The sequence below is a fragment of the Streptomyces sp. NPDC029292 genome (assembly GCF_055569295.1).
On record NZ_JBVHXR010000002.1, the window covers coordinates 1 to 20,342 of the forward strand.

The window sequence follows — 20,342 nt, forward strand, 5'->3', positions numbered from 1 at the left end:
CCCCCACGGACGCCGCCCTCGCCGCTGATCTCGCCCTGCCGATCGAGGAGCTCGAGCTCACCGTTCGGTCGTACAACTGCCTCAAGCGTGAGGGCATCCACTCGGTGGGTGAGCTCGTTGCCCGCTCCGAGGCCGACCTGCTCGACATCCGCAACTTCGGTGCGAAGTCGATCGACGAGGTCAAGGCGAAGCTGGCCGGCATGGGCCTGGCCCTCAAGGACAGCCCGCCCGGATTCGACCCGACCGCCGCCGCTGACGCCTTCGGCGCCGACGACGACGCGGACGCGGGCTTCGTGGAGACCGAGCAGTACTGACCGACCAGTACTGATCGGGAGCCACTCCTCCGGGACCCTTCGGGGTCCCGGATCTCCGACGGGCAATCGCCCGCTCGGACACTGACTTCGGTACCTGATACGGCCGGGGCAGACACCTAGGAGAAACACCATGCCGAAGCCCACCAAGGGTGCCCGTATGGGCGGCAGCGCCGCGCACGAGAAGCTGCTCCTCGCGAACCTCGCGAAGTCGCTCTTCGAGCACGGCCGCATCACCACCACCGAGGCGAAGGCCCGTCGCCTGCGCCCGTACGCGGAGCGTCTGGTCACCAAGGCGAAGAAGGGTGACCTTCACAACCGCCGTCAGGTGCTCGCGGTGATCACGGACAAGAGCATCGTGCACACGCTCTTCACCGAGATCGGCCCCCGCTACGAGAACCGCCCGGGTGGCTACACCCGTATCACCAAGATCGGTAACCGCCGTGGCGACAACGCGCCCATGGCTGTCATCGAGCTGGTGGAGGCCCTGACCGTGGCCCAGCAGGCCACCGGTGAGGCCGAGGCGGCCACCAAGCGTGCCGCCAAGAACGCCGAGGTCAAGGCTGAGGCTCCGGCCGAGGTCGTCGAGGACGCCAAGGTCGAGGACGCCGCCGAGGCTCCCGCCGAGGAGTCGAAGGACGCCTGAGGCACTGCCTGGCTGTGAGCGGGTCCGTCCCTTCGGGGGCGGGCCCGCTCTCGCGTTTTTGAAGAGGATCTGGCGCTGAGAGGATCTAGGTGTGAGTGACGAGGTACAGCCCGGCTTCGTGCGGGTGCGGCTCGACCTGTCGTACGACGGGGCCCAGTTCTCCGGGTGGGCCAAGCAGGCCTCGGGGCGGCGGACCGTGCAGGGCGAGATCGAGGATGCCCTCCGTACGGTGACGCGGTCGAAGGACACGTACGAGCTGACCGTCGCCGGACGGACCGATGCCGGGGTGCACGCACGGGGGCAGGTGGCGCATGTCGATCTGCCCACAGAGCTCTGGGCCGAGCATCAGGAGAAGCTGCTGAAGCGGCTGGCCGGACGGCTGTCCAAGGACGTACGGGTGTGGTCCCTGACGGAGGCGCCGAGCGGGTTCAACGCCCGGTTCTCCGCGATCTGGCGGCGGTACGCCTATCGCGTCACCGACAACCCCGGTGGCGTCGATCCGCTGCTGCGCAGCCACGTCCTGTGGCACGACTGGCCGCTCGACGTCGACGCCATGAACGAAGCGGCCGGGCGCCTCGTCGGGGAGCACGACTTCGCCGCGTACTGCAAGAAGCGCGAGGGCGCCACGACCATTCGTACCTTGCAGGAGCTGAGCCTCGTGCGCGGCGACGACGGGATCATCACCGCGACCGTCCGCGCCGACGCCTTCTGCCACAACATGGTGCGCTCGCTCATCGGGGCGCTGCTGTTCGTGGGGGACGGCCACCGCGGGCCCGATTGGCCGGGCAAGGTGCTGGCCGTGGGCGTACGCGACTCGGCCGTGCATGTCGTACGGCCGCACGGGCTGACCCTGGAGGAAGTCGGTTACCCCGCCGACGAGTTGCTCGCCGCGCGCAACAAGGAGGCGCGGAACAAGCGGACGCTGCCGTCGGCGGGGTGTTGCTGAGCGGAGCGACGGCTTCGGGTCGCGTCTGAAGGTGCGCTGCGTGTGCTGCGTGGTCATGGACTGGTCCCCCCAAGGGCCTGTCACCGGCCGGCTGATGGTGATGCCAACCGCTGTGCCGATCGCTGTGCCGGTCGGCTGATCGTCATTGGGGGGAGAGCGTCACATGCTCTGCGGGCCGAAGTCCGGGCGGCGGCCTACTCGTTGGCCGCCGTCGACGCCTGGGCCTCGCCGCGGCGGCGGATCTGGCGGAAGGCGAACTCGGCGAGGTCGTCGCCGGTCGTGAAGACCTTGGTGTCCTTTGTCGTCACGTCCTTGCCGTTGGTGAAACCGGCGAGGGTGAAGTAGGCGTAACGGCCGTAGGAGTTGGTGGTCGAGCGGCAGACCGCCGAGTCGCAGAAGGCCTTGACGCCGTTGCCGGCCAGCGCATTGATGATGCTCTTGCTGTCCGCCTGGCCCTTGGCCTGTGTGGCCTGGGCCTCGGTGTCGAAGACGGCCACGCCGACCGTCACCGCGATGCCGTCCTTGGTGTAGGTGACGCGCAGGACGCGCCTGCAGTCGTTCTTGGTGAGCACCGACGCGAGCGTGCCCTTCACGGCCGAGGCGCAGTTCTTGGTGTCGGCCGTCGGGCCCTTGCGGTAGACGCGGTCACCCATCGTCAGCTGCGAACCGGGGAAGAGGATGTCCGGGCTGAGCGGCGCCGTGTCCTTCTTCGCGCTGGATATGAAGTCCTTCGGATCCAGCGGGGGAGGGGCCGAGGTCGGCTCGAACGACGGGGCCGGCGCGGTGGTGTCGCTCGGGATGTCCGCGGTGGCGGGGAGATTGCTGGGGGAGTTGGAAGCCTGACTGTCGCCGTTCGCGGAGACGACGGCCACGGCGACGGCCGCGCCGACCGCGACCGTGGCGAGCGCCCCGCCGACGATCAGCAGCAGCCTGCGGCGCTTGTTGCGCGACTCGGACGCCTCGGCGAGTGCCGCCCAGTCCGGAGACTGGTCGCTGTTCTGGTTCCCCCACTGGGGCTGCTGAGATCCCGGCTTCCAGGGATCCCACGGGGGCTGCCCCTGCCCACCCTGCCCATAACTCATGCGCCGCATCTTAGACGGGGCGCGGGGGGTGCCGTTCCGCATCACCGGGCACTTGAGCCCCTAGCGTGATCTGAGTGGACATGGGCAAAAGTGACATCTCCGGGTGGTTGGTACGTCGGGCGTCCTGGCATGCGTGGGCGGCGCTGAGCGTGGTGCTGTGTCTCCCGGTGGTGCGCGTCGCGCGGGAGACCTCCGACGGCGGGATGGACAACGCGATCGTGGTGCGGGCCGCACGCACCTGGCTGGACGGCGGCTCGCCCTACGACGACCCGCACTTCCTCTATCTGCCGAGCGCGGTGCTCGCGGCGGCGCCGCAGACGCTGCTCCCGCTGTACGTGCTGCGGGTGCTCGTCCCGCTGACGGTGACCGGGCTGATGGTGGTCGCCTGGGGTTGCGCCCTGCGGATCCATGACATCCCGTGGCGCAGCCGCCTCGCCGCGCTCGGTCTCACCGGGCTCGCGCTGGGCTTCGCGCCCTTCGGGCATCTGGTGGTGCTCGGCAACTGGACCGTGACGGCCGCGGCCGCCCTGCCGCTGGCGCTGCTGCTGGCCTCGCGGGGGCGGTGGGTTGCCGCGGGCGTGGTGATCGGCGCCGCTGTCGCCCTGAAGCCGCTGCTCGCGCCGGTGGCGCTGCTCTTCCTCTTCGCGCGGCGCTGGCGGGGGCTGGCGGCGGTGCTGCTGGTGCCCGCGGTGGCCTCCGGCGGGGCGGCGCTGCTGATGCCCGAGCCTGCGGGGTTCGTCACACGGACGCTGCCGTATCTGCTCCGGGGACGGGACCATTTCGTACGCCTGTACGAAGCATCGCCGGTCGCGGTGCTGCCTCGGCTCGGGGTGCCGTCATCGGCGGCGGTCCTGCTGTCCCTGGCCGCCGCGGGGTGCGGCACCTGGTGTGCGTACCGGCGCTGGTGCCGGGCCGATCCCGGGCCGCTGCGGCTCGTCGAGACCGCGGTGCTGCTGATGCTCTCGGCGTTCCTGGTGTCCCGGCCGTCGTACGACCACTACCCGCTGGTCGTGATGCCGCTGCTGCTCGCCGGGCTGCCGTACCCGGACTCGGTGGCCCGCGGCCCCTGGTTCTGGCTCGCCCTGGTGCCGAAGGTGCCCGGCCTCCCCTGGCCCTATCTGGAACCGGCGACCCGGCGGGCCTTCCGGGACTGCCTTACCCTGTGTGTGATGGCTGCCGCGGTGGCTCTGCGCCGCACCCGGCACCAGCCGAACCGTGGCCCCGGTCGCTTCGTCGCTCCGCGAGGAGAACGACGGGCGAGCGGGGTGCAACCACCCGCGTTTTGACCCATCCGACGCGCCGCAGGTAAGATAGCGGCTCGTTATGTGTATTGGCTTGCTCATTCTCACGTGAGGGGCCCTTACACCGGTCCACCGGGGCCGATGACCAGCGACCAGCACGCGGTATGCGTCACCGCAGTGCGGTCAGGGCTGTCGTGATCGTCCGTGGTGGCCATGTCAGGACCCACTCACTGAAGAAGCGAAGGCTACGACCGTGCGTACGTACAGCCCCAAGCCCGGCGACATCACTCGCCAGTGGTACGTCATCGACGCCCAGGATGTCGTCCTGGGTCGTCTGGCGACCACTGCCGCGAACATCCTGCGGGGCAAGCACAAGCCGATCTATGCGCCCCACGTCGATGCTGGTGACTTCGTCATCATCATCAACGCCGACAAGGTGCACCTCTCCGGCAACAAGAAGACCCAGAAGCTGGCGTACCGCCACTCCGGTTACCCGGGTGGTCTGCGCTCCGTCCGCTACGACGAGCTGCTGGCGAAGAACCCCGAGAAGGCCGTCGAGAAGGCCATCAAGGGCATGGTTCCCAAGAACACCCTGGGCCGTCAGGTGCTCTCGAAGCTGAAGGTCTACTCGGGCGACCAGCACCCGCACGCTGCCCAGCAGCCGGTGCCGTTCGAGATCACCCAGGTCGCGCAGTAGTTCCGGCCACCCCCTAAGACGAAAAAGAATCTGAGGAGAATCGTGGCCGAGACCACCGTTGAGCAGCCGGTCGAAGAGACCGAGCTCGTCGACATCGAGAACTACACCACCGAGTCCGAGGTCCCCGTCGAGGGCGAGTACACCTCGGAGTCCCTCGCCGGCCGCTTCGGCGACCCGCAGCCGGCCGCCGGCCTGGGCCGTCGCAAGAACGCCATCGCCCGCGTCCGGATCGTCCCGGGCACCGGCAAGTGGAAGATCAACGGTCGCACCCTTGAGGACTACTTCCCCAACAAGGTGCACCAGCAGGAAGTCAACGAGCCCTTCAAGGTGCTCGAGCTCGACGGCCGCTACGACGTCATCGCCCGCATCTCGGGTGGCGGCGTCTCCGGTCAGGCCGGTGCGCTCCGTCTCGGTGTCGCCCGTGCGCTGAACGAGGCCGACGTGGACAACAACCGCGGCGCCCTCAAGAAGGCCGGCTTCCTCAAGCGCGACGACCGTGCGGTCGAGCGCAAGAAGGCCGGTCTCAAGAAGGCCCGTAAGGCCCCGCAGTACAGCAAGCGTTAATCACTCGCTGCTGCGCATTCGTACGACCGTTCGCCCCGGCGGCACGCTGTGTGCCGCCGGGGCGTTCGTTTATCACAGCTCAGGGCGTATAACGGCACAAGGCGCTCAAAGGCTTGCATGATCGGATGACTTCCGAATACTGAGCTTCATTCAGGAGGACACCAGTGGGACGACTCTTCGGCACGGACGGCGTGCGCGGTGTCGCCAACGCGGATCTGACGGCCGAGCTCGCGCTCGGACTCTCCGTGGCGGCGGCGCACGTACTGGCCGAGGCGGGCACGTTCGCCGGTCACCGGCCAGTCGCGGTGGTCGGGCGGGACCCGCGCGCGTCCGGGGAGTTCCTGGAGGCCGCCGTGGTCGCGGGCCTGGCCAGCGCGGGCGTGGACGTCCTGCTCGTCGGTGTGCTGCCCACCCCCGCGGTGGCGTACCTCACCGGTGCGCTGGGTGCCGACCTCGGTGTGATGCTCTCGGCCAGCCACAACGCCATGCCTGACAACGGCGTCAAGTTCCTCGCGCGCGGCGGGCACAAGCTCGACGACGAGCTGGAGGAGAAGATCGAGGCCGTCTACGAGGAGCACCGCACCGGCGCTCCCTGGGACCGGCCCACCGGTGCCGGGGTCGGCCGGGTGCGTTCGTACGACGAAGGGTTCGACCAGTACGTCGCCCACCTCGTCGGTGTGCTCCCGAACCGTCTCGACGGCCTGAAGATCGTCCTCGACGAGGCGCACGGTGCCGCCGCCCGGGTGTCGCCCGAGGCTTTCACCCGTGCCGGTGCCGAGATCATCACGATCGGCGCGGAGCCGGACGGGCTGAACATCAACGACGGCTGCGGCTCCACCCACCTGGACCTCCTGAAGGCCGCCGTCATCGAGCACGGCGCCGACCTCGGCATCGCGCACGACGGCGACGCCGACCGCTGCCTCGCCGTGGACCACACGGGTGCCGAGGTGGACGGCGACCAGATCCTGGCCGTACTCGCGCTGGCGATGCGGGAGCGTTCCGCGCTGCGCTCCGACACCGTTGTCGCGACGGTCATGTCCAACCTCGGCTTCAAGCTCGCCATGGAGCGCGAGGGGCTGAAACTGGTGCAGACGGCGGTCGGTGACCGCTATGTGCTGGAGGAGATGAAGCAGCACGGCTACGCGCTCGGCGGCGAGCAGTCCGGGCACGTGATCATCCTCGACCACGCCACCACCGGCGACGGCACGCTGACCGGGCTGCTCCTCGCGGCCCGGGTCGCCCAGACGGGTCGTACGCTCCAGGACCTCGCGTCCGTCATGGAGCGGCTGCCGCAGGTGCTCATCAATGTGCCGGACGTCGACAAGTCGCGGGTGAAGACCTCCGCCGAGCTGGCCGCCGCCGTGGCCGACGCCGAGCGCGAACTCGGTTCCACCGGGCGGGTGTTGCTCCGTCCGTCGGGCACCGAGCCGCTCGTCCGCGTCATGGTCGAGGCCGCCGACATCGACCACGCCCGGTCGGTGGCCGCACGCCTCGCGGACGCCGTGAAGTCCGCGCTCGGCTAGACGAGTTCGGGTGTACGCCCGCGCTGCCTCGCCCAGAACCACTTCTGGGCGAGCAGGGTGAGCGTGCCCGACAGGACGATGCCGCCGAGGTTGGCCAGCAGCTGCCAAGTGGAGCCCCATGTCTGGGAGTACTCCGTGTAGCTGAGGGCCACGGCGGCGTTGGCGGCCGCCGGGACCGTCGTCACCGAGATCGCGACGCCGATCAGGGCGCCCGACTTGGCGGACGTGAGCGACAGGGTGCCGGCGATGCCGGCCAGGAACGCCACGACGAAGGACATCCAGTCGGGCTTCCAGATGAAGGCCGTGTTGGGCCGGGCAGCCTCCACCATCGACTTCTCGAAGAGCCCGAAGGCGTCCATCAACCAGCTGAAGCCCGCGGTCAGCACCATCGCCACCGCGAACCCGGCGAGCAGCGCCCACAGTGACCGCCACACCAGGTGCGGGGCGCGCCGCACCAGCGCCGTGGAGATCCCCGCGAGCGGCCCGAACTCCGGGCCCACGGCCATCGCGCCCACGATCAGGATCGCGTTGTCGAGCATCACACCGCAGGCCGCGAGCATCGTCGCGACCGTCAGCAGCGCCACATAGGTGACGCTGAGCGTCGACTCCTCGTGCGAGGCGTCCGCCAGGTGCTCCCACAGCACCGCGTCCGCGCCCTCGCCCGGCGCCTCGTCCTCCGCCTTGTCGGCGCGCTTCGAGAGCGACAGGTCGATGTTCTCGACGGCGATCGAGCCCGTCCTGTCGAGCCCCAACTGCCGTAGGCCGCCGATCAGTTCGTCGCCCGCCTCGCGCGCGACGTCGCACATCACGACGTCCCCGGCGGGGTTGCGGGCGGCGCCCGGGAGGACCACGAGATGGGCGGTGCCGACCGTCTTCTCGATCAGGCGTACGGCGTCATCGGTGCGGTCCGCCGGAGTGATCAGACGCAGATGCAGCATGCGGGCCTTTCTACAGTTTGCGCAGGCTCAGCCGCTGCACTTTGTGGTCGGGGCCCTTGCGTACGACGAGGGTCGCGCGGCCGCGCGTGGGGGCCACATTCTCCAGCAGGTTCACCTTGTTGATGGTCCGCCAGGTCGTGCGGGCGTAGTCGAGCGCCTCCTCCTCGGAGACCTGGGTGTACCTGCGGAAGTACGAGGAGGGGTTCTGGAAGGCGGTCGCGCGCAGCTTGCGGAAGCGGTTGAGATACCAGGCCTCGATGTCCTCGGGGCGGGCGTCGACGTACACGCTGAAGTCGAAGTAGTCCGCGAGGCCGACGCGGGTGCGGCCGTCCTTGCCGGGGAGGGCGGGCTGCAGCACGTTCAGGCCCTCGACGATGAGGATGTCCGGGCGGCGGACCGTGAGCTTCTGGCCGGGGACGATGTCGTAGATGAGGTGCGAGTAGACGGGGGCCGTCACCTCGTCCTTGCCCGCCTTGATGTCGGCGACGAACCGGGTGAGGGCGCGCCGGTCGTACGACTCGGGGAAACCTTTCCGCGACATCAGGCCGCGGGCCTCGAGATCCTTGGTGGGGAGCAGGAAGCCGTCCGTGGTGACCAGCTCGACGCGCGGGTGCTCGGGCCAGCGGGAGAGCAGGGCCTGGAGCAGCCGGGCGACGGTGGACTTGCCGACGGCCACGGACCCGGCGACCCCTATGACGAACGGGGTGCCGGACTGGGAGCCCTTCTCACCGAGGAAGGTGTTCAGCGCGCTCCGCAGCCCGTCCGTGGCGCCGACGTACAGATTGAGCAGCCGGGACAGCGGTAGATAGATGTCCCGCACCTCGTCGAGGTCGATGACATCGCCCAGACCGCGCAGCTTCTCGACCTCCTCGGCGTTCAGCGGGAGCGGCGTCTTTTCGCGCAGCGCGCTCCACTCGGCACGGGTGAGGTCGACGTAGGGAGTCGCCTCCGGCTTGGACCGGTGGGCGCTCCGCGGCAACGAGGAGACCGGAGAGATCACAGTCCATTGTTACGGGAGTATGGACGGGATGGGAGGTGGGGTCCGTCACGCGACCCTGTGAGCGGCCTTCGTGCCGGCCCGGCGGGAGCCCGGCGGCGGCCTTCGTTCGCCGGTGGGAATTTCCGATATCGGGCACGCGGTGCCGGGTTCGGGCGGGAGTCGGCCCGTAGGCTGCGGCGCATGTGCGGAATCGTGGGATACGTGGGGTCGCAGTCGGCGCTTGACGTGGTGATGGCCGGACTGAAGCGGCTGGAGTACCGGGGATACGACTCGGCGGGTGTCGCCGTGCTGGCGGACGGCGGGCTCGCCGCCGCGAAGAAGGCCGGGAAGCTGCTCAACCTGGAGAAGGAGCTGGTCGGCCGGCCGCTGCCGACGGGATCGACCGGGATCGGGCATACCCGCTGGGCCACCCACGGGGGCCCCACGGACGCGAACGCGCATCCGCACCTGGACAACGCGGGCCGGGTCGCCGTCGTTCACAACGGCATCATCGAGAACTTCGCGGTCCTGCGCGCCGAGTTGGCCGGGCGGGGGCACGAACTGGCCTCCGAGACCGACACCGAGGTGGTCGCGCATCTGCTCGCCGAGGAGTTCTCGGCCTGTGCGGACCTGGCGGAGGCGATGCGGCTGGTGTGCCGGCGCCTGGAGGGCGCGTTCACGCTGGTCGCGGTGCATGCCGATGAGCCGGACGTGGTCGTGGGGGCGCGGCGGAACTCGCCGCTCGTGGTGGGCGTTGGAGAGGGCGAGGCCTTTCTCGCCTCGGACGTCGCCGCGTTCATCGCCCACACGCGGTCGGCGATCGAGCTGGGTCAGGACCAGGTGGTGGAGCTGCGCCGGGACGGGGTGACGGTCACCGGCTTCGACGGCCGACCCGCCGACGTGCGCTCGTTCCATGTGGACTGGGACGTCTCGGCGGCCGAAAAGGGGGGCTATGACTACTTCATGCTCAAGGAGATCGCCGAGCAGCCCAAGGCGGTCGCCGATACGCTGCTGGGGCGCATCGACGCGTCCGGCTCGCTGACGCTCGACGAGGTCCGGATCCCGGCCGCCGTCCTCCGTGAGGTCGACAAGGTCGTCATCGTGGCGTGCGGGACAGCCTTCCACGCCGGGCTGATCGCCAAGTACGCCATCGAGCACTGGACGCGGATCCCGTGCGAGGTGGAGCTGGCCAGCGAGTTCCGCTACCGGGATCCGATTCTCGACCCGCGCACGCTCGTGATCGCGATCTCCCAGTCCGGCGAGACCATGGACACGCTGATGGCCCTGCGGCACGCCCGCGAGCAGGGCTCCAAGGTGCTGGCGATCTGCAACACGAACGGCTCGACGATCCCGCGCGAGTCGGACGCGGTGCTGTACACGCACGCGGGGCCCGAGGTCGCGGTCGCCTCGACGAAGGCGTTCCTCACCCAGCTCGTGGCCTGCTACCTGGTGGCGCTGTACCTGGGCCAGGTGCGCGGCACCAAGTGGGGCGACGAGATCCAGGCCGTCATCCGCGAGCTGTCCCGGATCTCCCGCGAGGTCGAGCGGGTCCTGGAGACCATGGAGCCGGTCCGGGAGCTGGCGCGTTCGCTCGCCGACAAGAACACGGTGCTGTTCCTGGGACGGCACGTGGGCTATCCGGTGGCGCTCGAAGGCGCCCTGAAGCTGAAGGAACTGGCGTACATGCACGCCGAGGGCTTCGCGGCGGGCGAGCTGAAGCACGGCCCGATCGCGCTGATCGAGGAGGACCTGCCGGTGGTGGTCGTCGTGCCGTCCCCGCGCGGCCGTTCCGTCCTGCACGACAAGATCGTGTCCAACATCCAGGAGATCCGGGCCAGGGGCGCGCGGACGATCGTGATCGCGGAGGAGGGGGACGAGGCGGTGGTCCCGTACGCGGACCATCTGATCCGCATCCCCGCGACGCCCACGCTGCTCCAGCCGCTGGTGTCCACGGTCCCCTTGCAGGTGTTCGCCTGCGAGCTGGCCACGGCCCGGGGCAACGAAGTGGACCAGCCGCGGAATCTGGCCAAGTCCGTGACCGTGGAGTGAGCGGGTGTGCCGTCGCCCGAGGTGCGGCGACGGCACACCCGGCGGCTCAGCGGGAGCGTTTCCGCAGCCGGTGCAGCGTCCAGGTCAGGGCCAGCAGCGGCACCTCCAGGACCCACAGGGCGATGATGACCGCGGCATCCGGGTTCGCCTTGCCGGCCTCCTGCGCGGTGGCGACCGCGCAGATCAGCCCGAACAGCGCGGCCACCACGCCGACCAGCCAGAGCGCGGCGGTCCAGCCCCAGGCCGCCTTCCCGCCACCGCCCTGGGAACGCTGAGCGGTCGACGCGCGCGCCTCGGGCCGCGGGATCCGTGACGGGTCGCGCTGCGGCATCCGCACCACCGCCGCGGCGGGCACGGCCGCGTCCACCGCGGCGATCCGCTCGGGCGTGACGCCCTGGTAGAGGGTCGGCTCGATGGTGACCGAGAAGCCGTCAAGGCCGGTCAGCGTGCGGGCCCCGTCGGGACGGGCGGTCATCGCCGCGCAGGAGTCGTACCGGACGGTGACGGGCCCGTCCGGAGTCGTCAGGGACACGCCTTCCGCCGCGATCGTCAGCGTGACGCGCTCGTCCTCCAGGGAGCGGTGCCGGGTACCGGTCAGCGCGTGCGTCGAGTACTGCGGGGCGAGGAAGAAGCCCGCCCAGTCGGCGCCCCGGCCCGGCACCTGGAGCAGCCCGGTGGACCACATCTCGCGGGCGACCTCGCGCAGATCCTCGACGGTCAGCGCGTCCAGCTCGGCCCGGTGCTCCTCGGGGCTCAGGATGCGATGGCCGAGGAGCAGGCTGAGGGCGTACGAGGGCAGCGAGGCGGCGCCGAGCTCCGGAGTGTCGTACATCTTCAGGGCCTTGGCGCGCGCGGAGTCCAGTTCGGCCTGCTCGATGCGGCCAGCGCGCAGCCGGGCGAGGACGTCCACGAAGCCGCCGACCACCGCGTCCTGCTTCTGCGCCAGCGCGTCGGCGTACGCGGTGAGGGTGGCGTGGTGGGCGTCGCGCGGTGAGTAGTCGCACTCGGCGGTGTAGGAGTAGCCGCCTTCCTGGCGCAGGTCCTGGAAGAGGGCGCGGCCCAGGACCTCGGCGAAGACGGCGCCGGCGGTGGAGCGGCGCAGCACCGCGTTGAAGACGACATGGCCGTCGTCGCCGTGGATGTAGGCCGGGGTGACGGGGAGCGCGTTCGACGCGACGGGCGCCGGAAGGCGGCTGCCCGCGGGCAGCGTCAGGTCGAGTCCCGTCGGCACGGTGTCGCTGGTGATCCACAGCACCGCGTTGTCCCGGGTGAACCGGGTCCCCGCCCAGTGGCGCACCTCGTCCGGGGTCAGCCGCCAGGTGCCCAGCTCGCTGTAGCCGGACAGGCCGTAGCCCTGGGCGCCGTAACGCCACAGCGGCATCTGGTGGTGCGGGCCGTGCCCGCGGCCCGCCGCCTCCGTCCGCAGGATCTCCTTCTCGGTCTCCAGCCGGTCGAGCGGCAGGTCGCGCAGCGCGGCGCAGACGCTGTTGAGGTACGCGACGACCTCCTCCTCGCTGCCCGTGGCGTGGAAGAGGGTGTACGTGTTCGCCGTCGCGCCGTTGTAGTGCAGGTCGGACAGGCCCAGGCGGTGCAGGGCGAGGTGCTCGACGAGATGGGTGATGCCGGCCGTGGCCAGGGTCTCGTCGGCGCGCCCCACGCGGAAGAACAGCCCGGCGGTGATCTCGCCCTGGCGGGGCGCGTAGAGGGTGGGGATGCCCTGCGTCGTGGTGTGCCCGATGAGGTGCGACAGCTTGGCGAGGTCTGCCGTGCCGGTCAGTTCGGTGGTCATCGCGACTCCCCCCAGGCTGCCGACAGCGCGGCCTTGCGGTACTTGATGAAGGCGGCCGTCGGGTCGGGCATGTACTGCCACGGGAACTCCGAGGCCCGGTCCTCGAGTTCGAGGAAGTGGGGGATCGCGTCGTCGTGGTGGCCGCCCAGCGAGAAGGCCAGCGCGAACGCGCTGTGCGCGCCGATCCCGTGGAAGCCGGGCCGGTAGTCCGGGTGCAGCACGGACACCTGGGCGGCGAAGCGCAGGTCGTCACGGACCGTCAGACCGCGCATGTACGCGGCGCGCTCCATGCTCTCCAGCTCCAGCCAGTGCTCCAGGTGGGCGAGGGCGACCAGGGCGCCGGAGTGGGAACCGACCGGGGCGGCGGCCGCGCACTCGCGGGCGAAACCGTGCGCCGCCTCCCAGGAGCCGCTCCACTTGGGGCACAGGCTCTGGAGCAGCTGCGTCTGGGCCGGGTAGTGGTGCGGATGGTGGGCGGCGAGCCGGTCGTAGCGGCGCCGTGCCTCGGACTGCCCGAGCTCCAGACCGCGCGCGGTCACCACGCGCACCGTCCAGGCGTGGGCATACGAGGGGTGCTCCGCGCACACCTCGATCAGCAGCTGCTCGGCCCGCCGCAGCCATGCGTGGAACTGGTCGAACTGGTCCCGCGAGACATGCTGCGCGCGGGCGCCGCTGCGGATGTCCCAGCCGATGTGGAGATACCGGTCGGCGAGCAGCGTACGGGGCAGCGGGTCACCGGGCAGGGCGGTCGCGGCCTGCTCCAGATACCGCTCCACGCCGTCGATTCCGGCCAGCAGGCCCGACGCGAAGGACCGTTGCTCCTCCGTGCCGAGGCCCGCGAAGAACGCGGCGGTGGCGGGCCAGTCGCCGTACGTCGCCGCGGTGCGCAGCGGGACGAGCTCGGGCAGGGTGTCGAACGGGTCGAAACGGGGCGGCGCCGATATCCCGCCCGCGCCGCCAGTCGTGCTGGTCATGCCTCCGCCCCCATGGCGTACTCGGATGTGTCGCGCACCGGCAGGCCCCCCGTGCCTGTGCGCCCGATGTGAAGTCGCCGCAGGCTAGCAGGGGGCTGAGACATGCCGGACGTGCGGACCGCCGCCGGTGCCCGGCCCCTTAGGGTGCGGAGCATGAGCATCATCGGGGTCGGTATCGACGTGGCCGAGATCGACCGGTTCCGGGTGTCGCTGGAGCGCACCCCCGGACTGGCCGAACGGGTCTTTGTGGAGCGGGAGTTGATCCTGCCGAGCGGTGAGCGGAGGGGGATCGCGTCCCTGGCCGCCCGCTTCGCCGCGAAGGAGGCGCTGGCCAAGGCGCTGGGTGCCCCGGCGGGTCTGCACTGGACCGACGCCGAGGTCTACGTCGAGGACAGCGGCCAGCCGCGGCTGCGGGTGAAGGGGACGGTCGCGGCCCGGGCGGCCGAGTTGGGGGTGCGGTCGTGGCATGTGTCGCTGAGCCATGACGCGGGGGTGGCTTCGGCGGTGGTGGTGGCGGAGGGGTAGTTCGGCGGCGGCGCCGGGTGCGGTGGTGGCCGGCGTAGCTGTGGTGCCAGGCGTAGCTGTGGGCGGGCGTGGCGTCACGGGCGGCACGGCAGGCGCGGGTACGGGAGACTCGACCCATGCGTACTGCGTACAGCGTGGAGACCGTAAGGACTGCTGAGCGGGAGCTGATGGCGCGGCTTCCCGAGGGGGCGTTGATGCAGCGCGCGGCCGCCGGACTGGCCGCGGCCTGCGCGGAGTTGCTGGGCCGGGTGTACGGCGCCCGGGTCGTGCTGCTGGTCGGGAGCGGGGACAACGGCGGGGACGCCCTGTACGCGGGGGCGCGCCTCGCCCGGCGCGGGGCGGGGGTCACCGCGGTGCTGCTCGCCCCCGAACGGACCCATGCCGGGGGGCTGGCCGCGCTGCGGCGGGCGGGGGGGAGTGTGGTGGCGCGTGGTGGTGGTGTCGGGAGTGGGCGGGCGGACTTCGACGGTGTCGCCGAGCGGGTGATCCGGCGGGCCGATCTCGTCGTCGACGGCATCGTCGGGATCGGTGGCAAGGGCGGGCTGCGGCCCGACGCCGTGCCGCTGGCCGTGCTCGCCGCCGAGTCCCGGGCCGCCGTGGTCGCCGTCGACCTGCCGAGCGGCGTCGAGGCGGACACCGGCGAGGTGCGCGGGGCCGCGGTCCGCGCCGATCTGACGGTGACCTTCGGGACGCACAAGCCGGGGCTGCTCATCGATCCGGCGCGTGGGTACGCCGGTTCCGTACGGCTCGTCGACATCGGGCTGCAGCTGCCGGACGAGCCCGAACTGGAGGCGCTCCAGCACGCCGATGTGGCGGCGCGGCTGCCGGTGCCCGGGGCGGAGAGCGACAAGTACCGGCGCGGTGTCGTCGGGATCGCGGCCGGGTCCGCGCGCTATCCCGGGGCCGCCGTGCTCGCCGTGTCCGGTGCGCTGCGGGGCGGGGCGGGGGCGGTGCGGTACGTCGGCCCCGCCGCGGACGCCGTCATCGCCCGCTTTCCCGAGACGCTCGTGTCGGAGCGGGGGCCCGCGCGGGCCGGGCGGGTCCAGGCGTGGGTCGTGGGGCCCGGGGCCGGGGACGACGCGTCGGCGGTCGCGGAGGTGGTGCGGGCGGATGTGCCGGTGCTGGTGGACGCGGACGGGTTGAGGCTTGCCGACCGGTCCGCGGTACGGGCCCGTACCGCGCCCACGTTGATGACCCCGCACGCCGGGGAGGCCGCCGCGTTGCTCGGGGTTTCGCGGGAGTCCGTCGAGGGGGCTCGGCTTTCTTCCGTGCGGGAGCTTGCGGCGCGGTATGGGGCGACGGTGTTGCTCAAGGGGTCGACGACCTTGGTTGCCGATGCGGGGGGTGGGGTGGTGCGGGTGAATCCGACGGGGACGTCATGGCTGGCCACCGCCGGGAGTGGTGATGTGCTGTCGGGGCTTGCGGGGTCGCTGCTTGCGGCGGGGCTGTCCGCCCTGGATGCCGGGAGTGTGGCCGCGTATCTCCATGGGCTCGCTGGGCGCTTTGCCGCGGGCGGGGCGCCTGCGGGGGCCCACGATGTCGCTGCCGCGATTCCGGACGCGTGGCGGGACGTGCGGGACTGAAGGGTTTTCGCTCCCGCCGCCCCTGCCCTTCCCGTCCCCGGGGGCTGCCGCCCCCAGACCCCCGCTTCGGCCTGAACGGCCTCGTCCTCGAACGCCGGAGGGGCTGAGAATCAGCCCCTCCGGCGTTCGAGGAGTGGGGTCTGGGGGCGGCGGGGGCGAAAAACTGCCCATAACGGGCGACCCGCCCCGCGCGGCGCCCCCGCTCCTGCGCCCCCGTTGCGTATGGCTGATTGCATGATGAGCAGACGAATGACGTGCCGCGGTATCGCGGTCGTGCTCGCGATGACGGCCGCGATGCCGGTGGGGAGCGGGGTGGCCGCACCATGGCCGCCCGTACCCGTCCGCGCCCCCGTACCCGTACCCGTCCGCGCCCCCGTACCCGTACCCGTCCGCGCCCCCGTACCCGTACCCGCCCGCGCCCCCGTACCCGTACCCGCCCGCGCCCCCGGCCCGAGGAGCGAACTGGTCCCCGGTGTGGCACCGGGACCGCATCAGCCGTGGCAGTTCGACACGCCGGACCAGGTTCTCGCGCCGAAGGTGTACACGCCCACCGCCGCAGAGGACGTGGTGGAGCCGAGGGACGCGCACCTGGGAACGGACGCGCTCATCGAGTACGTCCCGCTCAGCGACGCCGCCGCCGGCACCTTCGTGGCGTGCAGCAAGCTGACGGGTCCCTACCAGCGGCAGGTCGAGCGGTGGTTGAAGCTGACGGTGGACGGGAAGCAGTCGGCCGCCGACTGCCTCGCCATCCGCCAGTTCCAGACGCGGCAGGGCATCAAGCCGGACACCGGCTTCGCCGGACCCGTCACCTGGGCCCACATGCAGTTGCTGTCGGCGAAGAAGAATCCGAACGCGGCCGGGAAGTGCCCCGTCCGCTCGTACCGCGTCGCCTGCGTAGATCTGACCCGCCAGCTCAGCTGGGTGCAGAAGGGCAAGAAGGTGCTCTGGGGCCCGGTGCCCATGCGCAGCGGCCGGGCCGGGTACCGGACCAGGACCGGGTGGCACGCGATCTACTGGAAGCACAAGAACCACTGGTCGACGCTGTACAACAGCCCCATGCCGTACAGCCAGTTCTTCGACGGCGGAGAGGCCTTCCACGCCATCTACGGCAGCATCTACGACCCCAACGGCTCGTGGGGCTGCGTCAATCTGCGCCTCGCCGACGCCCGCAAGCTGTGGAACGTCCTCAAGACGGGCGACCGGGTGTACGTGTGGGGACGCAGGGCCGGGACCTGATGCGGCATCGGCCCGATACCGGATATCGGCCCGATGACAGACAGCCCGATGGCAGATGGCCCTACAGGGACCGGCGCCCGGGGGGCTGTCCTACCCCTCTGAGACACTGGGGACGCCATGACTGAGACAGCACCCCTGCGCGCCCGCGCCGAGATCGATCTGTCCGCCCTGCGGGCCAATGTGCGGACCCTGCGCGCCCACGCGCCGACCGCCGCCGTGATGGCCGTGGTCAAGTCCGACGCGTACGGCCACGGGGCGGTGCCATGTGCCCGCGCGGCGCGCGAGGCGGGTGCCACCTGGCTCGGCACCGCCACCCCCGAGGAGGCCCTCGCCCTGCGCGCGGCGGGCCTGCCGGGGCGGATCATGTGCTGGCTGTGGACCCCCGGCGGCCCCTGGGCCCAGGCCATCGAGGCCGACCTCGACGTGTCGGTGAGCGGGATGTGGGCCCTGCGGGAGGTCGTCCGGGCGGCAAGGGACACCGGCACCGCCGCCCGCGTCCAGCTCAAGGCCGACACCGGCCTCGGGCGCAACGGGTGCCAGCCCGCGGACTGGCCCGAGCTCGTCACCGAGGCCCTGCGCGCCGAGACGGAGGGGCTGATCACCGTCACCGGTCTCTGGTCGCACTTCGCCTGCGCCGACGAGCCCGGCCACCCCTCCATCCAGGCCCAACTCATCCGTTTCCGCGAGATGGTGACGTACGCCGAGGAGCAGGGCGTCCGCCCCGAGGTGCGGCACATCGCCAACTCGCCCGCCACGCTGACCGTCCCCGAGAGCCACTTCGACCTCGTCCGCACCGGGATAGCGGTCTACGGCATCTCGCCGAGCCCCGAGCTGGGCACCTCCGCCGACTTCGGGCTGCGCCCGGTGATGACGCTGAGCGCGTCCCTCGCGCTGGTGAAGCACGTTCCGGAGGGGCACGGTGTCAGTTACGGGCATCACTACACCACCCCCGGCGACACGACCCTCGGCCTCGTGCCGGTCGGCTACGCGGACGGCATACCGCGCCACGCCTCCGGCACCGGCCCCGTCCTGATCGGCGGCAAGTGGCGCACGGTCGCGGGCCGGGTCGCGATGGACCAGTTCGTCGTCGACCTGGGCGGGGACGAGCCGGAGCCCGGCGCGGAGGCGGTGCTGTTCGGCCCCGGCGACCGCGGTGAGCCGACCGCCGAGGACTGGGCGCGGGCGGCGGGCACGATCGCGTACGAAATCGTCACCCGGATCGGAACCCGCGTCCCCCGCGTCTACGTGAAGGTGAATGAGGAACAAGACGGGTAACACCGCATACGCAGGAGTGTGCGACCCCGGTAAGCCAGTACCACCACCCGAACAGAGCAGCATCCGGCGAAGAGGAGCGGGACGTGAGCGAGAGCAGCGCGGAGGCCGTCGCGAGTGCGGCCTCGGCGGTCGCCGCCTCCGCCGGGAACTGGCGCAAGGCCGGAGTCGTGGGCGCCGCGATAGGCGTCGTGGCCGCGGGCGCCGCCGCCGGAGTCGCCATAGAGCGGCTCACGGTCGGCCGCGGCATGCGCCAGAAGGCCCGCCTCGCGCTCGACTCTGCGGGACCCTACGGCTCACTGCGCGGCACCCCGGGCAAGGCGTACGCCGACGACGGCACCGAGTTGTACTACGAGGTCGACGACGCCGAGCCGGAGGCCCCGCTCGCCCCGCGCCGCCGCCGGCTCTTCGGCCGCAAGGCCCCGGCCCCCGTCACCCTCGTCTTCAGCCACGGCTACTGCCTCAACCAGGACTCCTGGCACTTCCAGCGGGCCGCGCTGCGGGGTGTCGTACGGACCGTGCACTGGGACCAGCGCAGCCACGGACGGTCCGGACGGGGCGTGGCCCAGCACGAGGACGGGACGCCGGTCACCATCGACCAGCTCGGCCGTGACCTGAAGGCCGTCATCGACGCGGCCGTGCCCGAGGGGCCGATCGTGCTCGTCGGACACTCCATGGGCGGCATGACCGTCATGGCCCTCGCCGACCACTACCCCGAGCTGATCCGCGACCGGGTCGTCGCCGTCGCCTTCGTCGGTACGTCGTCCGGGCGGCTCGGTGAGGTCAACTTCGGGCTGCCCGTCGCAGGCGTCAACGCCGTGCGGCGGGTGCTGCCCGGTGTGCTGAAGGCGCTCGGGCAGCAGGCCGACCTGGTGGAGCGGGGGCGGCGGGCCACGGCCGATCTGTTCGCCGGGGTCATCAAGCGGTACTCGTTCGCGACCCGGGACGTCGACCCCGCGGTCGAGCGGTTCGCCGAGCGGATGATCGAGGGCACACCGATCGACGTGGTCGCCGAGTTCTACCCGGCGTTCACCGAGCACGACAAGACCACGGCGCTCGCCCACTTCGCCGACCTGCCCGTCCTCGTCCTCGCCGGGGTCAAGGACCTGGTGACGCCGAGCGAGCACAGCGAGGCCATCGCGGACCTGCTGCCGGACGCCGAGCTGGTGCTCGTCCCCGACGCCGGACACCTCGTCATGCTGGAGCACCCCGAGGTCGTCATAGACCGCCTCGCCGACCTCCTCATGCGCGCGGGAGCCGTCCCGGCAGGGGCTACCGTGGGTGGCTATGGAAGCACCAGCAGCACCGCACAACCCGGCTGAGCCCACCGTGGCCGGCGTCAGCGCGCAGATCACCGTCACCTCCCCCGAACAGATGCGGGAGTTGGGCCGACGCCTGGCCAAACTGCTGCGCGCGGGCGACCTCGCGATGCTGAACGGCGAGCTCGGTGCGGGCAAGACGACGCTGACCCGCGGGCTCGGCGAGGGGCTCGGGGTGAGGGGCGCGGTCACCTCCCCGACCTTCGTCATCGCGCGCGTGCATCCCTCCCTCGGGGACGGCCCGCCGCTCGTGCACGTGGACGCGTACCGCCTCGGCGGCGGGCTCGACGAGATGGAGGACCTCGACCTCGACGTCTCGCTGTCCGACTCGGTGATCGTCGTGGAGTGGGGCGAGGGCAAGGTCGAGGAGCTGACCGACGACCGCCTGCACGTCGTCATCCACCGGGCCGTCGGCGACACGACCGACGAGGTACGGCACGTGACGGTCACCGGGCTGGGAGAGCGCTGGGCGACGGTGGATCTGAGTGTGCTCGCGGCCTGACCAGGCTGCTTTTCGCAGCCCAGCCGCACCCACCGTTCGTATGCCCGCCCGTCGCCCGACCACCACTCCTCGACGAGGCCCTTCGGGCCGCAGATTCAATGAACGTTCCGACAAGACGTCGGCAAGATATTGCGCCCGGCGTCCCCGCCGTGGTCACATGGATATC

Annotated in this window: 19 protein-coding genes; 14 read left to right on the forward strand and 5 right to left on the reverse strand. The window is 71.3% G+C overall.

Annotation, left to right across the window (positions count from 1 at the left end; genetic code table 11):
* The 3 genes from ACZ4WS_RS04850 to truA form a co-directional block, all read left to right on the forward strand.
* On the forward strand, window positions 1-314 hold a 314-nt coding region (locus ACZ4WS_RS04850), incomplete at its 5' end, for a DNA-directed RNA polymerase subunit alpha C-terminal domain-containing protein (RefSeq protein WP_308812713.1).
* Between the two features lie 130 nt (window positions 315-444).
* Window positions 445-957, forward strand: a complete 513-nt coding sequence (rplQ, locus tag ACZ4WS_RS04855) for a 50S ribosomal protein L17 (protein ID WP_467977216.1) — start codon at window positions 445-447, stop codon at window positions 955-957.
* Window positions 958-1,048: 91 nt separating this feature from the next.
* Window positions 1,049-1,903, forward strand: a complete 855-nt coding sequence (gene truA, locus ACZ4WS_RS04860) for a tRNA pseudouridine(38-40) synthase TruA (RefSeq protein WP_467977218.1) — start codon at window positions 1,049-1,051, stop codon at window positions 1,901-1,903.
* A 194-nt stretch (window positions 1,904-2,097) separates the two neighbouring features.
* On the opposite strand, the gene ACZ4WS_RS04865 is transcribed toward truA, so the two are convergent.
* Window positions 2,098-2,985: a hypothetical protein gene (locus tag ACZ4WS_RS04865; RefSeq protein WP_467977220.1), complete on the reverse strand. Its 888-nt coding sequence runs from the start codon at window positions 2,983-2,985 to the stop codon at window positions 2,098-2,100.
* A gap of 80 nt (window positions 2,986-3,065) precedes the next feature.
* On the opposite strand from ACZ4WS_RS04865, the gene ACZ4WS_RS04870 reads away from it, so the two are divergent.
* From ACZ4WS_RS04870 to glmM, 4 genes are all read left to right on the forward strand, one after another.
* Window positions 3,066-4,271 carry a glycosyltransferase family 87 protein gene (locus tag ACZ4WS_RS04870; protein WP_467977222.1) on the forward strand — a complete coding sequence of 402 codons (1,206 nt, stop codon included), beginning with the start codon at window positions 3,066-3,068 and terminating at the stop codon, window positions 4,269-4,271.
* Between the two features lie 208 nt (window positions 4,272-4,479).
* Window positions 4,480-4,923, forward strand: a complete 444-nt coding sequence (rplM, locus tag ACZ4WS_RS04875; protein WP_467977224.1) for a 50S ribosomal protein L13 — start codon at window positions 4,480-4,482, stop codon at window positions 4,921-4,923.
* A gap of 42 nt (window positions 4,924-4,965) precedes the next feature.
* Window positions 4,966-5,487 carry a 30S ribosomal protein S9 gene (rpsI, locus tag ACZ4WS_RS04880; RefSeq protein WP_362022012.1) on the forward strand — a complete coding sequence of 174 codons (522 nt, stop codon included), beginning with the start codon at window positions 4,966-4,968 and terminating at the stop codon, window positions 5,485-5,487.
* Window positions 5,488-5,651: 164 nt separating this feature from the next.
* Window positions 5,652-7,010: a phosphoglucosamine mutase gene (glmM, locus tag ACZ4WS_RS04885; RefSeq protein ID WP_467977227.1), complete on the forward strand. Its 1,359-nt coding sequence runs from the start codon at window positions 5,652-5,654 to the stop codon at window positions 7,008-7,010.
* Here glmM and ACZ4WS_RS04890 read toward each other — a convergent pair.
* Entirely contained in the window at window positions 7,007-7,948 is a 942-nt protein-coding gene (locus tag ACZ4WS_RS04890; RefSeq protein ID WP_467977229.1) for a DUF389 domain-containing protein, read from the reverse strand. The two genes, glmM and ACZ4WS_RS04890, sit on opposite strands and share 4 nt — an antisense overlap.
* A 10-nt stretch (window positions 7,949-7,958) precedes the next feature.
* Window positions 7,959-8,948, reverse strand: a complete 990-nt coding sequence (gene coaA / locus ACZ4WS_RS04895) for a type I pantothenate kinase (protein ID WP_467977231.1) — start codon at window positions 8,946-8,948, stop codon at window positions 7,959-7,961.
* A gap of 180 nt (window positions 8,949-9,128) precedes the next feature.
* Here coaA and glmS point away from each other — a divergent pair, with 180 nt between their 5' ends.
* A complete protein-coding gene (gene glmS, locus ACZ4WS_RS04900; RefSeq protein ID WP_467977233.1) occupies window positions 9,129-10,976 on the forward strand; it encodes a glutamine--fructose-6-phosphate transaminase (isomerizing) in 1,848 nt (615 codons plus the stop codon).
* A gap of 46 nt (window positions 10,977-11,022) precedes the next feature.
* Here glmS and ACZ4WS_RS04905 read toward each other — a convergent pair whose 3' ends face one another.
* Entirely contained in the window at window positions 11,023-12,765 is a 1,743-nt protein-coding gene (locus tag ACZ4WS_RS04905) for a M16 family metallopeptidase (protein WP_467977235.1), read from the reverse strand.
* Entirely contained in the window at window positions 12,762-13,739 is a 978-nt protein-coding gene (locus tag ACZ4WS_RS04910; protein ID WP_467977237.1) for a hypothetical protein, read from the reverse strand. Before ACZ4WS_RS04910 ends, ACZ4WS_RS04905 begins: the two co-directional genes overlap by 4 nt.
* 153 nt (window positions 13,740-13,892) lie before the next feature.
* Between ACZ4WS_RS04910 and ACZ4WS_RS04915 the strand changes: the two genes are divergently transcribed.
* The 6 genes from ACZ4WS_RS04915 to tsaE all read left to right on the forward strand — a co-directional run bounded on the left by ACZ4WS_RS04915 (window position 13,893) and on the right by tsaE (window position 20,176).
* Window positions 13,893-14,264, forward strand: coding sequence for a holo-ACP synthase (locus tag ACZ4WS_RS04915; protein WP_467977238.1), 372 nt, complete (start codon window positions 13,893-13,895; stop codon window positions 14,262-14,264).
* Window positions 14,265-14,380: 116 nt separating this feature from the next.
* The gene (locus ACZ4WS_RS04920) at window positions 14,381-15,847 is read left to right on the forward strand and encodes an NAD(P)H-hydrate dehydratase (RefSeq protein ID WP_467977240.1); all 1,467 of its coding nucleotides are present in this window, start codon (window positions 14,381-14,383) and stop codon (window positions 15,845-15,847) included.
* A gap of 234 nt (window positions 15,848-16,081) precedes the next feature.
* A complete protein-coding gene (locus ACZ4WS_RS04925; RefSeq protein WP_467977242.1) occupies window positions 16,082-17,083 on the forward strand; it encodes a L,D-transpeptidase family protein in 1,002 nt (333 codons plus the stop codon).
* A 117-nt stretch (window positions 17,084-17,200) separates the two neighbouring features.
* Window positions 17,201-18,358 (forward strand): alanine racemase, encoded by a 1,158-nt coding sequence (alr, locus tag ACZ4WS_RS04930; protein WP_467977244.1) that lies wholly within the window; start codon window positions 17,201-17,203, stop codon window positions 18,356-18,358.
* Between the two features lie 83 nt (window positions 18,359-18,441).
* On the forward strand, window positions 18,442-19,677 hold the full coding sequence (locus ACZ4WS_RS04935) for an alpha/beta fold hydrolase (protein WP_467977245.1): 1,236 nt from the start codon (window positions 18,442-18,444) through the stop codon (window positions 19,675-19,677).
* The gene (gene tsaE, locus ACZ4WS_RS04940; RefSeq protein ID WP_467977247.1) at window positions 19,643-20,176 is read left to right on the forward strand and encodes a tRNA (adenosine(37)-N6)-threonylcarbamoyltransferase complex ATPase subunit type 1 TsaE; all 534 of its coding nucleotides are present in this window, start codon (window positions 19,643-19,645) and stop codon (window positions 20,174-20,176) included. The genes ACZ4WS_RS04935 and tsaE overlap by 35 nt, the downstream gene beginning before the upstream one ends.
* Window positions 20,177-20,342 lie beyond the last annotated feature (166 nt).